Origin of the sequence: Sulfitobacter sp. 1A13353 (assembly GCF_043557255.1) — a bacterium.
GTDB lineage: Bacteria > Pseudomonadota > Alphaproteobacteria > Rhodobacterales > Rhodobacteraceae > Sulfitobacter > Sulfitobacter faviae.
Map to the genome: position 1 here is coordinate 591227 of NZ_JBIFFS010000003.1, position 12700 is coordinate 603926.

At 62.1% G+C, this 12700-nt stretch carries 12 protein-coding genes; 4 read left to right on the forward strand and 8 right to left on the reverse strand.

Features of this window, described 5'->3' with window-relative positions; all coding sequences use genetic code 11:
* Window positions 1–14: 14 nt before the first annotated feature.
* The 5 genes from ACGYLO_RS10230 to ACGYLO_RS10250 form a co-directional block, all read right to left on the reverse strand.
* Window positions 15–1511: a phosphomannomutase/phosphoglucomutase gene (locus tag ACGYLO_RS10230; protein ID WP_271689441.1), complete on the reverse strand. Its 1497-nt coding sequence runs from the start codon at window positions 1509–1511 to the stop codon at window positions 15–17.
* 27 nt (window positions 1512–1538) lie between these two features.
* A complete protein-coding gene (kdsA, locus tag ACGYLO_RS10235; protein WP_271689442.1) occupies window positions 1539–2372 on the reverse strand; it encodes a 3-deoxy-8-phosphooctulonate synthase in 834 nt (277 codons plus the stop codon).
* Window positions 2369–4105 carry a capsule biosynthesis protein gene (locus ACGYLO_RS10240; RefSeq protein ID WP_271689443.1) on the reverse strand — a complete coding sequence of 579 codons (1737 nt, stop codon included), beginning with the start codon at window positions 4103–4105 and terminating at the stop codon, window positions 2369–2371. The genes kdsA and ACGYLO_RS10240 overlap by 4 nt, the downstream gene beginning before the upstream one ends.
* A complete protein-coding gene (locus tag ACGYLO_RS10245; RefSeq protein WP_067261436.1) occupies window positions 4083–4742 on the reverse strand; it encodes an ABC transporter ATP-binding protein in 660 nt (219 codons plus the stop codon). The genes ACGYLO_RS10240 and ACGYLO_RS10245 overlap by 23 nt, the downstream gene beginning before the upstream one ends.
* A 237-nt stretch (window positions 4743–4979) precedes the next feature.
* Window positions 4980–5603: an acyl-homoserine-lactone synthase gene (locus ACGYLO_RS10250; RefSeq protein WP_067261478.1), complete on the reverse strand. Its 624-nt coding sequence runs from the start codon at window positions 5601–5603 to the stop codon at window positions 4980–4982.
* Window positions 5604–6068: 465 nt separating this feature from the next.
* Between ACGYLO_RS10250 and ACGYLO_RS10255 the strand changes: the two genes are divergently transcribed.
* Window positions 6069–7472 carry a cell wall metabolism sensor histidine kinase WalK gene (locus ACGYLO_RS10255; protein ID WP_271689444.1) on the forward strand — a complete coding sequence of 468 codons (1404 nt, stop codon included), beginning with the start codon at window positions 6069–6071 and terminating at the stop codon, window positions 7470–7472.
* Between the two features lie 128 nt (window positions 7473–7600).
* On the opposite strand, the gene ACGYLO_RS10260 is transcribed toward ACGYLO_RS10255, so the two are convergent.
* Window positions 7601–8632 carry a permease gene (locus tag ACGYLO_RS10260; protein ID WP_271689445.1) on the reverse strand — a complete coding sequence of 344 codons (1032 nt, stop codon included), beginning with the start codon at window positions 8630–8632 and terminating at the stop codon, window positions 7601–7603.
* Complete coding sequence (locus ACGYLO_RS10265) at window positions 8625–8966, reverse strand: helix-turn-helix transcriptional regulator (RefSeq protein ID WP_271689446.1); 342 nt, start codon at window positions 8964–8966, stop codon at window positions 8625–8627. Before ACGYLO_RS10265 ends, ACGYLO_RS10260 begins: the two co-directional genes overlap by 8 nt.
* A gap of 109 nt (window positions 8967–9075) precedes the next feature.
* Here ACGYLO_RS10265 and ACGYLO_RS10270 point away from each other — a divergent pair, with 109 nt between their 5' ends.
* Together ACGYLO_RS10270 and ACGYLO_RS10275 are read left to right on the forward strand one after the other, a co-directional pair.
* Entirely contained in the window at window positions 9076–9675 is a 600-nt protein-coding gene (locus tag ACGYLO_RS10270) for a uracil-DNA glycosylase family protein (RefSeq protein ID WP_271689447.1), read from the forward strand.
* Window positions 9656–10462, forward strand: a complete 807-nt coding sequence (locus ACGYLO_RS10275) for an SseB family protein (protein ID WP_271689448.1) — start codon at window positions 9656–9658, stop codon at window positions 10460–10462. Before ACGYLO_RS10270 ends, ACGYLO_RS10275 begins: the two co-directional genes overlap by 20 nt.
* A gap of 75 nt (window positions 10463–10537) precedes the next feature.
* Here the strand turns inward: ACGYLO_RS10275 and ACGYLO_RS10280 are convergent, their stop codons facing one another.
* Window positions 10538–11152 carry a GcrA family cell cycle regulator gene (locus ACGYLO_RS10280; RefSeq protein ID WP_271689449.1) on the reverse strand — a complete coding sequence of 205 codons (615 nt, stop codon included), beginning with the start codon at window positions 11150–11152 and terminating at the stop codon, window positions 10538–10540.
* 365 nt (window positions 11153–11517) lie between these two features.
* Here ACGYLO_RS10280 and ACGYLO_RS10285 point away from each other — a divergent pair, with 365 nt between their 5' ends.
* Entirely contained in the window at window positions 11518–12693 is a 1176-nt protein-coding gene (locus ACGYLO_RS10285) for an aspartate aminotransferase family protein (RefSeq protein WP_271689450.1), read from the forward strand.
* Window positions 12694–12700: the final 7 nt, after the last annotated feature.

Genomic DNA, 12700 nt, shown 5'->3' on the forward strand with positions numbered 1-12700 from the left:
GCCGTAACTGGCGATCAGATCGATTGATCGTAATCGCCGACGCCCGGCTCGGTGCGGATCACCGCATCGATATCGGCGAAGATCGCGCGCATTTCGGCGTCAGATTCGGGGCTTTCGCAGACCACGACCAGGTTCGGCGTGTTGGAGGAGGCCCGCACGAGGCCCCAGCCGCCGTTGTCGAGCATGACGCGTGCGCCGTTGACGGTAATGACCTCGGCAATCGCGCGGCCGCCGATCTTGTCCCCGGCATCGGCCTTGGCGGTGAGCTTCTCCACGATCCGGTCGAGGATGTCGTATTTCTCGGTGTCCGAGGCATAGGGCGACATGGTGGGCGTCGAATAGGTCTGGGGCAGGGCGCGGCGCAGGTCCGACATGGATTTGTCTGGGTTGCGGTCCATCAGCTTGCAGATTTCCACCGCGACGCGCATGCCGCAGTCATAACCCCGGCCAATCGGCTCGGCCAAGAAATAGTGGCCGGACTTTTCGAACCCCGCCAGCGCGCCCAGTTCTTTGACACGGCGTTTCATGTGGCTGTGGCCGGTTTTCCAATAGTCCGCCTTGGCCCCGTGTTTTTGCAGCTCAGGGTCCGAGGCGAAGAGCCCGGTGGATTTCACATCTGCGACGAAAGTGCTGTTTGGGTGCAGTTTGGCCAGATCGCGGGCCATGATGACGCCCATCTTATCGGCGAAGATTTCTTCGCCCTCGTCATCCACCACGCCGCAGCGGTCCCCGTCACCGTCGAAACCGAGCGCCAGATCAGCGCCGGAGGCGCGGACGCTGTCGGCCATGTCGTGCAGCATCTCCATGGCTTCGGGGTTTGGGTTGTAATGGGGGAAGGTGTAGTCGAGCGTGTTGTGGCTATCGACGACCTCGACCCCCAAGCGGCGGAACAGCTCGGGCGCGAAGGCCGACGCGGTGCCATTGCCGGTGGCGCAAACGACTTTCAGTTTGCGGGTCATTTTGAAGTCACCCACAAGGTCATCCAAATAGGCTTCGCGCACGCCGTCGACGAACTCATAAGCCCCGCCCGGACGCCGTTCACCACGGCCATTCAGGACGATGTCGCGCAGCTCGGCCATCTCGTCCGGGCCGTGGGTAAGGGGGCGCTGAAACCCCATTTTGACGCCGGTCCAGCCGTTCGGGTTGTGGCTCGCCGTGACCATGGCAACGGCAGGGGCATCGAGGTGGAACTGGGCGAAATAGGCCATTGGGGAAAGCGCCGGGCCGATATCCTTGACCGTGATCCCGGCCTGCATCAGCCCCAGCATCAGCGCATTTTTGATCGAGAGCGAATAGTCGCGATAGTCATTGCCCACGGCGATGACAGGCTCGATCCCGCGCGCATGCATCTGTGTGCCAAGGCCGAGGCCGAGGGCGGTGATGCCGGGCAGGTTGATGTCGTCGGGGTATTTCCAACGCGCGTCATATTCGCGAAAGCCCGTCGGGGTGATCATCGCATCGCGCAGAAATTCCCAAGTGTTCGGGGTCACGGTGGAGGCCGGTTTACTCACGTCAAATACTCGCTTTTTAAGATAAATTTAGAAAGTCAGCGGATGGCTTTTGGCCAGCGCGTCGAATTGCATCAGCAGGTTGATCAGCCCCGGCATCTGGTCGAGGTAGATCATATTGGGCCCGTCACTAGGCGCGCGGTCGGGGTCTTCGTGGGTTTCCATGAAGATCGCCGCAACGCCAATCGCCGCAGCACCGCGGGCCATGACGGGGGCAAACTCACGCTGGCCGCCCGAAGAGCCGCCCTTGCCGCCGGGCTGGGCCACGGAATGGGTCGCGTCCATCACCACCGGATATCCGGTTTGGGCCATCTGCGGCAGGCTGCGCATGTCGGCGACCAGCGTGTTGTAGCCAAAGGTCGTGCCGCGTTCGGTCAGCAGGATGTTGCGGTTCCCGGTGCTTTCGATCTTATCGACGATGTTCTGCATCTCCCAAGGGGCGAGGAACTGCCCCTTCTTCACGTTCACCGCCTTTCCGGTCTCCCCGGCGGCGAGCAGCAGGTCGGTTTGGCGGCAGAGGAAGGCGGGGATTTGCAGCACGTCGACCACTTCACCGACCTGTGCGCATTGCGCCTCATTATGCACATCCGTTAGCACCGGCACGTCATTGGCGCGGGCCACAGATCGCAGGACTTGCAGCCCCTTTTCGATGCCCAAACCGCGCTTGCCCGAGAGGGAGGTGCGGTTGGCCTTGTCATAGCTGCCCTTGAAGATGAACTGCGCGCCTGCGGCGTCACAGGCCTCTTTCAGAATGCCCGCCACCATCTGCGCGTGGTCTTCGCTCTCCAACTGGCAGGGGCCAGCGATCACGGTGAGGGGACGATCATTGCCGACGGTCAGATTGCCAATGCGCAGCTGGGTCATGAAGTTACCTGTTCTCTTAGAATGGACGCTGTCAGGGACAACATCAGGTAGATGCCTGCAAAGATAAGGAAAGCCAATATCGTGTTTTCGAACTTGCGGGGGTAGGTCGCCTCGTCCGGGGCCACGGGGTTGACCGCCACGGTGAGGTAGCGGACTTGCCTCCCGGCCTCGGTTCGGGCCTGTTCCATTGCGGTTTGCGCGCTTTGCAGCACCATGTCGGCAGAGGCCAGATCGGCCTGCGCAAGCTGTGCGGCGACCGCCTGTTGCGCCAGCGAGTTTTCGCCTTCGTTGGCGGCGGTCATCCGCTCGCGCAGTTTGGTGAGCTGTTCGCGCAGCCGTCGCACATCCCCGCGCGCGCCATCGACCTTGGCTTGGTTCGGGCGCTGGTTGTCGAGCAGGGCGGCGAGTTCGAGTTCCTTTTCGATCAAAAGGGTCTCGTAATTGGTGATCTGCGTGCGGATCGAGGCGATCATCGCCTCGGGGTCGACGTTGTTGTCGACCTGCAGTTTGATCAGCGCCTCCTGCGCCGCGCGGCGGTTCTCCAGCGCGGTTTCATAACCCTCCAGCGCGTCGCGCATCCCGTCTTCGCGCTTTTGCTTGCTCAGGTCATTCACCCGCTCTTCGGCATAGGTGAGCAGACGTTTCGAGAATTCTTCCGAGACCTCGGGATCGGCGGCAATCACCTCCATCCGGATCACGCCTTCGGTCGGGTCGTAGCCGATTTTGACGTTCTTCTTGTAGGTCTTATAGGCTTCTTCGTTGCTGGGATTTTCCGAAAGCCGTTGGATCGCGTCGATCTCAGGGTCGGCGAAATGGGCGCGAAACCCTGCGTCTGCGTCGAGCCGCAGCATCGCGTCTTTCGATTGCAGATAGGCCTGCGTTGCGATGCTGTCGGCGCTATTGGCGAATTGCGTGGGCAGAAGCCCGCCAAAGGGGCTGGAGCCGCCGCCACCTTCGTTCTGAATGATCAGAAACTGGCTTTCGGTGGCATACATCGGTGTGGCGATTTTGTAGAAATAATAGCCGGCGGCGATGGTCGGCAGCATGACGAAAAAGGCCAGCCGGACCAGCAGCATGGCCGCTTTGCGGCGGCGGCGGCGGGTGATGTCGCGCTGAATGTCCGAGATCTCGCGCTGGCGACGTTCGGCGGGGCTGACATCGGTCGAGGGCAGGCCGCGCGGGCCGCGGGGCGTGGTCTGGGGCAGTTGCACCTTCGGGTCGCCCGGCTGACCGCGGGTGGCGGGCAGGCCGCTGTCCGCCGGATCGCCCGACTGCGGCACCACGAGTTCCAGCATGTTGGACCGCTGAAACGGGTCGATCCCCTTGGCCCGCAAAAGGCGCACCGCGTCAAAATCCGAGGTCGGCGCCAGCCCGTGTTTCTGCGCCACCCGCCGCGCCATGCGCAATTGCCGGCCTGTCAGCCCTTCGCGGCGGATCGCGTCGATGTCCTGCTCGGCTGAGACTTCATTGGCGGAAGACACCTCGCCCGAGCGGGCGCTTTCGGAATGGGGGGCTTTGCCGCTGCGGGCGGCATGCTCCAAGGCTTCCTTGCTGTGCGAGGGTTCCACCTCGGTCGCATCGGCGACGGCGCGCAGTTTGGCCTTGCGCGCGGCCTTTTCGGCGTCGGTCTGGCCCGCCTGCGCCTTCTCGGCGCTGCTCGGCGCGGCGCTGCTGCCCGAGGGGGGCGGCGCCTTGCGGATGCGGAATTTTCTAGCCTTGGGTTTCGTAGTCATAGAGCTGTTTCGCTTCTTCCAAGGTATCGAACATATGTAGTTTGCCGTCCAAAAGGACAGCGGCGGAGCGGGCAAATTTCTCAAGCGTATGGGCCTGATGCGAGACGATGATGATCGTCGTGGTCCGCAGCCGTTCTTTCAGAATATCACCCGCCTTGCGGTTGAATTCCACGTCTGTCGTGCCGGGCATGCCTTCGTCAATCAGATAGATATCAAAATCCAGCGCCAACATCAGCGCGAAAGAGAAACGCGCCCGCATCCCGGCAGAATAGGTGCCGAGCGGCTGGTCAAAATATTCCCCCAAACCGCAGAGCCAGCGGCAAAAGCTTTCCACGTAATCAGGGTCAAGCCCATAGAGCCGCGCGATATAGCGGGCGTTCTCCATGGCTGAGACTTTATTGACCACGCCGCCCATAAAACCCAATGGAAACGAGATGTTGCAGCCCCGCCTAATCTCTCCTTCGTCGGGTTTTTCCAGTCCCGCCATCATGTTGATCAGGGTCGTTTTGCCGGTGCCGTTGGGGGCCAGAATGCCCAAGGAGTTGCCAAGCTCCACGCGAAAAGACACCCGGTCAAGAATGACCTTGTGCTGCGATCCCGTCCAAAAGGACTTGGACACATTTTCAAATTCCAGCATTCGCTGCTCCGGTTGGTGCTAAGCGGGGCGTCGCGGCGCCTCTGGTATCAGAGGTATCTTAACCGTTTATTCACGGAATTTGACCACAATATGTCGAAACGCGGGCGTTCGCTGGGGCAGAGTGCCGCGTGGGGCTGTTTGGTGGCGTTAAAACCTGCTGCCCGCAGGACGGGTATCCTGCGGGGGGGGGGGGGGGAGCAAGACGGCAGGGCATATCAGTCTGCGCCCGTGCGGGGGTCAGTGCAACGTGTGGGTGCTCTCGGTCGGGGCCATCTCGCCGATGTAGCTGACGTTCATCAAGGCCGCCTGCGTGCGGTCACCGTCGATGTTTTGCACCGGACCTACCGGCACGGCGCTCATCAGGCCAAGCCGGGTCATCCAGCGGCTGAAGGTGGCGGGCACGATGCCCAGAACATGGCTGGCGCCCATGGCATAGGCGGCACCGGCCATCTGGTTCATCAGCATACGTTGTACGGCAATGCGGCGTTGGGCAGGAACGGCGCTGGTGAGGAACAAGCGGGTGGCTTCCCAGATGTCGTCGCGCACGGGCGCTTTGAAGAACAGCACGTCCTGCGGAATGTCCGGCAGCATCCCCAGTTGCGCATCGCGCAGCATGTAGCTGTATTGCGCGCAGGTCGAGGTGGTGGGCATCAGGCGGACCCCGCCCATGACCTCCCCATATTCATGCAAAACGATCCAGCGTGCGCGGGGCGTGTCGTATTGGTCAAACTCCATCCCATCAACCTGAGGGAGATCCCATTGCTTGTCGTCGATGAAGATTCGGCGCCGCGCCCGGAGGAAGTTAACGAATAATTCCCCGTGCTGATGCATGTTCAAAAATGACAAAGTTGTGGCACGCATATAGGGGTTGGCCCGCGCAAGGGCTTCGGGGCTATAGGGGTCAGTCTCTGTCGATTTGCTGCCAAGCAGCTTTCGCGGAAAGCAATTGTTCTTTACTTCCAACGCCTTAGCGTCCTGTGGGGTCAGTTCGGGAAGAACATCCTGCCAAGATTTTCCACTGAAGCTCCGTCCTTGCAGACTCATGTTGGACCTCAAAAATTCGCTGTAAAAATACCTCTTATCAAGAGGCTAACCTCTAGTTGCATGAAATGGCCATACTTATGTCCCATTTCCGGGTGTAGAAGGGAAGATGATCGCGTCTAACATGTGCTTCGATGCCGAAATGCAACATGTTAAGAGCGTTTGTCGGCAGAATGCCGACATTCGAGCAGCCGACCGAAGAAAACGAGAGCGATGTCGCAGGAAAAAGTAACATACGGCCCGATTCATACGCCGCATCTGGCAGACGCGACAAAGGTGCAGCAGATGCGGGATTATTCCCAAGTCGGCGTTAACCTGTTCTGGCAGCGGCAGATGATCTTTGCGGCGGCCATTTGCCTATCTGCGTTCTACTATGATCTGTGGCTGTCGATCTCGACCGTGATCCTGATCGCGATTTCCGAGACTTTCGACTATCTGCTTTTCCTGCGCATCACGCGTTGGCGCGGACGCAGCCCCCGTTTGGCGCGGCTGTTCATGAACCGCATCTATATTGGCACGGTGCTGAGCGCCGGGGTGATCAGCTATTTCGCCCTTGGGATCGCGCTTCAGCAGGGGGCGACAACGCATTTCCTGCCGCTGTTCTTCCTTTTCGCGGCCGCGCTTTTCGCCTCGATGAACAACCACCATATCCTGCCGGTGCTGATGCTGCGGCTTGCGATCTATGGCGCGACATTCCTCTTCATCCCGATCTGGGACATCGTGCGCACGGGGGCGAGCATCGAATCCGAGCTTTGGACCCAGTTGTTCACCGTGGTCTTCGTCCTCTATTTTATCGTCGATTGCTCTCGCATCTTCCTCAAGATGTACCGCACAAATCTGCGCCAACTTGAAGAGCTGAAGGTCGAGCATGAGAAAACCAAGATCGCGTTCAAGGTGAAGACCGAATTCGTCTCGACCATCAGCCATGAGCTGCGCACGCCGATGACCTCGATCAAAGGGTCGCTCGATATGGCCTGCGCCGGGGTTTTGGGTGAGATGACCCCGCAGATGGAGAAAGTTCTAAAGATCGCGCAGCGCAATTCGGCGCGGCTGACGTCGATCATTAACGAGATTCTCGACCTGCAAAAGTTCGAGGCGGGCAAGATCAGCTTTGATATCGAACCGCTTGAGGTGCAGACCATCATCGAAGACGCGATCGAGCTAAACCAATCCTTTGCAGGCAACCTTGGCGTGACGCTGCGCTATGCCAAACCGTCGGAGCCTGCGGGGATCGCCACGGATGAAAAGCGCCTGCAACAGGTGATGTCCAACCTTCTGTCGAACGCGGCCAAATTCTCGCCCGCCGGGTCGACGGTCAAGGTCACCTCGGTCAACCTTGGCGACAAGGTGCGGATCAGCGTGATCGACGAGGGGATCGGCCTGGCCGAATCCGAGCGCGAAAAGGTTTTTGACGAATTCTCGCAAATCGATTCCTCGGACCAGCGGGCCGTCGGCGGCACCGGGCTGGGGATGAACATCTCGAAACGGATCATCGAAGCCTTGGGCGGGCAGATCGACTATTTCAAGAACGACGGCCCCGGCACGACCTTCTATATCGATATGCCCTTGGGCAATGGTACGGGGAAGGAATTGCCCCATGGGATGGCCGTCAAAGACATGGTGAATGGCGAGGGGCCGATTGGGGATGAACCCTCCGAAAAGCCAGACGGAGAGCGCGCGGCGGCGTAAGTCGCGAGCGCCTCGCTGCCCGGCCTCTCGGCGCGGGCGACATCTGCCCTCACCCCAAAGACAATCTCAAACGGAAAAGGGGGCGGCATTTCTACCGCCCCCGCATTCGGGTCGCCAGTTTGATGCGGTCACGCGACCAACTGCCAGATCACACCCGCAAAGATCGCTCCGACGAAGGCAAAGCCGATGTAGGCGGCGAAAACACGCGGTTTGACCAGGGCCCAGACCGCGATGGCCGCCGGAATGCAGCTTACCCCGCCCGCCACGACAAAGGACATGGCCGCGCCTTGGGTCATCCCTTGCGCCAGCAGCGCGTCGATCAGGGGCACGGCGGCATAGCCATTCAGGTAGGCCGGTGCGCCCACGAATGCGCCCAGAATGATTGGCATGATCCCGGTGCCCCCCAAGACATTGGCGATCCATTCCGCGGGCACATAGGTCAGCATGAGGGCTTCGACCACATAGGCGAGGGCCAGCCATTTGACGAGGAACAGCGCGTTGGTCAGTGCGGTATCGGCAAAGCTCGCCCGGCGGTCGGCCTCTTGCCAGAACTTCCAAACCGGCGCGCCGGAGAACGGTTTGGCCGAAGAACAGCAGCTGCTTTTCGCGGGCTGGGGGCGCAGGGGGTCGTTGAAAATCGGCGTGCGGGACAGGGCCATGACGGTGAAACCCCCGAACATGCCGACGCCAAGCGCCGCGATGGTTTTCGCCAGGGCAAAGTCGAAGCCGAGCGTGCCTGAGGTGATCGCGAACATCGCCGGGTCCATCAGCGGGGAGGCCAGCCAAAAGGCCATCACCGCGCCGAGCGGGGCGCCGACGGCCAGCAGCGCGGCGATGAAGGGGATCACCTCACAACTGCAAAAGGGGGACAAGCCGCCAAGCGCCGCCGCCATCACCACCATCCGCGCCGGGTTGCCCTCAAACGCGCGGGCAAGCAGGCTCTCCGCCCCGCTGGCTTTGAGATAGGCCACGGCCAGCACCGCGAAGGCGATGAAGGGGGCGGTGTGCAAAAGCGCCTCAGACGCGAAGATGACCGTCGGCATGACCTGTGGCGGATCCAGCAGCGCGATCAGCGCCAAGAGCGCCAGCGTGATGCCCCAAGCGCCTTTCAAAAAGGCCAAGCGGTGCAGCGCGGGGAGGGTTTGTGTGGTATCAGCCATGGTTATGCTCCGTGCAGCCTTCGATTGCGTCTGCGCAGCATTCGGTCAGCAGGAAATTCGCCAACGCCTGCACCTCTTCATAGGCGACGGCGGCGCAGATGGTGCTGCGGCCTTGCTTTTCCTGTTTCACCAGACCGGCAGAGGCCAAGAGTTTTAGATGATGTGTCAGGGTCGAGCCGGTCACGCCGGTGCGTTCGCCCAGCGTGCCGATGTTCAGCCCCTCTGATCCGGCGCGCACCAGCGTGCGCAGCACCAGAAGGCGTTGTTCCGATCCAAGCGCCGCAAAGCTGCTGGCGGCGAGGGTGAGGGCGGGGGTTGCGGATTCTTGTTTCATGATTCTAGAAATATCGAAACGTCAGCGCGATGCAAGGTTTATTTCGATAATTGTCGAAGTGATGGCCCGCCGCCCTTTATCTTTTGGCCCTACCGCTTATCTCCTGCTCATGAAGGATATCCGAGATGATCTGGCGGCCTGCCGCCTTTGTGCCGAGCGTTTCGCCGTGACCGCGACCCAGCATCGCCCGCGGCCCATCGTCTGGTTCAAACCCGGCGCGCGGCTGCTGATCGCCAGCCAAGCGCCCGGTAAACGGGTGCATGAGGCGGGCAAGCCGTTCTGGGATATGTCCGGCACCCGCCTGCGCGACTGGCTGGGGCTGGATGAGGCGACATTCTATGACCGCGATAGGGTCGCCATCGTGCCGATGGGCTTTTGCTTTCCGGGCTATGATGCAAAGGGCAGTGACCTGCCACCGCCGCGTATCTGTGCGCAGACTTGGCGCGAACCGGTGCTGGAAATGCTGCCCGATCTGCGGCTCACGGTGTTGATTGGGGCCTATGCGATGAAATATCACCTCCCCGGATTTCGCAATGTGACCGAGGCCGTGGCGGGCTGGCGGGATCATCCGCCGGGGGTCTTTGCCTTGCCTCATCCGTCGTGGCGCAATACCGGATGGTTGAACAAGAATCCCTGGTTCGCGGAAGAGGTCTTGCCCCGTCTGCGCGCCGCCGTGTCCGAGGTGATGAATGACCGACCGCCAAACTGACCCCAAGACCGAGCCGACCCCGCTCGACCAAGCTCATGCTTCGATGACCTCCGCCCCCGACGACGACGCGGCGCGGCTGCGATTTTACGAACGTATCGCGGATGTCGAGCTTTTCATGCTGCTTGAGGATGAGCCGCAGGGCGATCAGATCAGCCCGGTGCTGCTTGATGATAGCTATGTCATGGTCTTCGACCGCGCGGCGCGGCTCTCGGCTCACGTGGGGGAGGCGTCTCCTTACGTGGCGCTCTCGGGCCGTGCGATTGCCGCGATGTTGGAGGGGCAGCCATTGGGCATGGCGGTGAACATCGGTGTGGCCCCGTCCGAGATCCTGCTGCCTGCCGAGGCGATGGACTGGCTGCGCGACACATTGGCCCATGCGCCGGGCGAGGTGGAGGCGGGCATCGACCGCGTGTTCCCGCCGCAGGGCTTGCCCGAGACGCTGATCGCCGCGATTGATGCGAAATTGGCGACGGCCACCGGCATGGCGGCGGGGGCCTTCCTTGTCGGTGTCGAATACAGCGGCGGCGGGCGCGGGCATCTGCTGGCCTTCGTCGGTGCGATCCCCCGCGCGCAAGACGCGCTGGTGCGCGCGGCGTCTGAGGCGCTGACCTTTTCGGGGATCGAGGCGGGGGCGATGGATGTCGGCTTCTTCGGCCCCAATGACGCGGTGGTCGAGAAGCTGGCCCGCATCGGCCTGCGTTTTGACCTGCCGCAGATGGAGCCTTTGCAGAATACGCCCCGGATGGCCCCGGGCAGCGATCCGGCGAAACCGCCGAAACTGCGCTGATCTAGGCCTCAGGCAAAGAAAGAGGCGGGCAGGGCACTCAAGCCCGCCCGCCTTTTTTTGTTTATCCTGACAGTCTTAGCGGCGGCGGTCGCGCCGGGCGCTCATCGGTTGGAAGGCGACGCCGACATGGGCCTCGCAATAGGGTTTGCCCTGCTGCACGGGCAGGCCGCAGAACCAGAAATCATCGGTCGCCGGGTCGCCCACGGGCCATTTGCAGGTGCGTTCTGTCAGTTCCATCAGGCCGATTTTTTTGGCCTTCTTCTCCACTTCGCTGACCTTGGCGAGCGCCTCTGGGCTGATCTCATTGGCCGAAGGCTGCGGCGGCAGGGGCTGGCCTGCGGGGATGATCTGCTTGCGTGCGGGCAGGTTGGGCTTGGGTGCCGGGGCTGCGGCGGGCTCTTCGGCTTCGGGCGCGGGGGCGGCCTCGGCCTCCGGCGCGGCTTTGGCGGCGGGCTTCGTCTTGGCCTCGGCCTTGGGGGCTGCGGGCTTGGCCTTGGGCTCCGGCTTGGCAGTCGCCGCCGCCGCGGCGGCGGGCGCGCCCGCGGTGCGGTTCGACAGGCCCAGACGGTGCACCTTGCCGATCACGGCGTTGCGCGTCACCCCACCCAGTTCCTTCGCGATCTGGCTGGCGGACTGGCCTTCGCCCCACATCTTTTTCAGTGTCTCTACGCGCTCATCAGTCCAGGACATACGGGGTTCCCCAGTTAAAAAGCGGCCCCCTAGCCCGGACCGCTTTGTCAGTGTATTGGCCCCCATTTTATCTTCTGGGGCCGCAGGTGCAAGCGCCGATGCCCCCCTCGGGGGCGGCGCAAGGCGATTGGGGCTTTACGTGGGGGATGAAGGGCGGCTATGCAAGAGCCATGATCAAATCTGCCGCATATTCCATCCGACGACGCTTCGTCCGATAACATGGTGCCCCCCCTTGGGGCGGCGTGATGGCCTGATCTCTCAGCCTGCGTGCTGCATCCTTTCAAAAACAAGCAAATCCCATTGACCCTGCGCCAGCCCCATGCCCTTTTACCGGCGTGACACGGCCCTCTTTCAAGGACAAACAGATGATCCCTTCCGTTCTGCCAACCTATAATCGCGCTCCTTTGACCTTCGTCAAAGGCGAAGGCACTTGGCTGATCGAGGCGGATGGGCGACGTTTTCTTGATCTGGGCGCGGGGATCGCGGTGAACGCGCTTGGCCATGCGCATCCGGCGCTGGTGAAGGCGCTGACCGATCAGGCGCAGGCGCTATGGCATACGTCGAACCTCTACCACATTCCGCAGCAAGAGGCGTTGGCCGACCGGCTGGTGGCCGAGACCTTTGCCGACACCGCCTTCTTTTGCAATTCGGGGACCGAGGCCTGCGAATTGGCTGTGAAGATGGCGCGCAAGTATTTTTACGAGGCAGGCCAGCCTGAGCGGGTCGAGATCATCGCCTTTAACGGGGCCTTTCACGGCCGCTCTTCTGCCGGGATCGCGGCGGCGGGGTCTGAGAAGATGACCAAAGGCTTCGGCCCGCAACTGCCGGGTTTCGTGCATCTCGACCTTGGCGACAGCGCCGCACTTGAGGCTGCCATCACCGACAAGACCGCCGCCATCATGGTTGAGCCGGTGCAGGGCGAGGGCGGTATTCGCGCCGTGCCGGATGCCGAGTTGCAGCAGATGCGCGCGCTTTGCGACGCCCACGGGCTCTTGCTGATCTGCGATGAGGTGCAATGCGGCGTCGGCCGGACCGGACGGCTTTTTGCCCATGAATGGGCAGGGGTAACTCCCGACATCATGATGGTGGCCAAGGGCATCGGCGGGGGCTTTCCGCTCGGCGCCGTGTTGGCCACGGAGAGGGCCGCATCGGGCATGACCGCAGGCACCCACGGGTCGACCTATGGCGGCAACCCGCTGGGCTGCGCCGTGGGCTGCGCTGTGCTGGATGTGGTCGCCGATGCCGCCTTTCTGGCCGAGGTGAATCGCAAATCGGGGCTGCTGCGTCAGCGTCTCGAAGGGCTGGTGGCTGAGCATCCGGAGGTCTTTGAGGAGGTGCGCGGCGCGGGGCTGATGCTGGGCCTGAAATGCAAGGTGGCGAATGCCGATGTGGTCGCCTCGGGCTATGCCCATGAGCTGATCACCGTGCCCGCCGCCGACAATGTGATCCGCCTGCTGCCGCCGCTGACCATTTCCGACGATGAGATTGCCGAGGCGGTGACCCGGCTCGACGCCATCGCGCGTGACCTGACCCCGGCCTGAGCGCCAT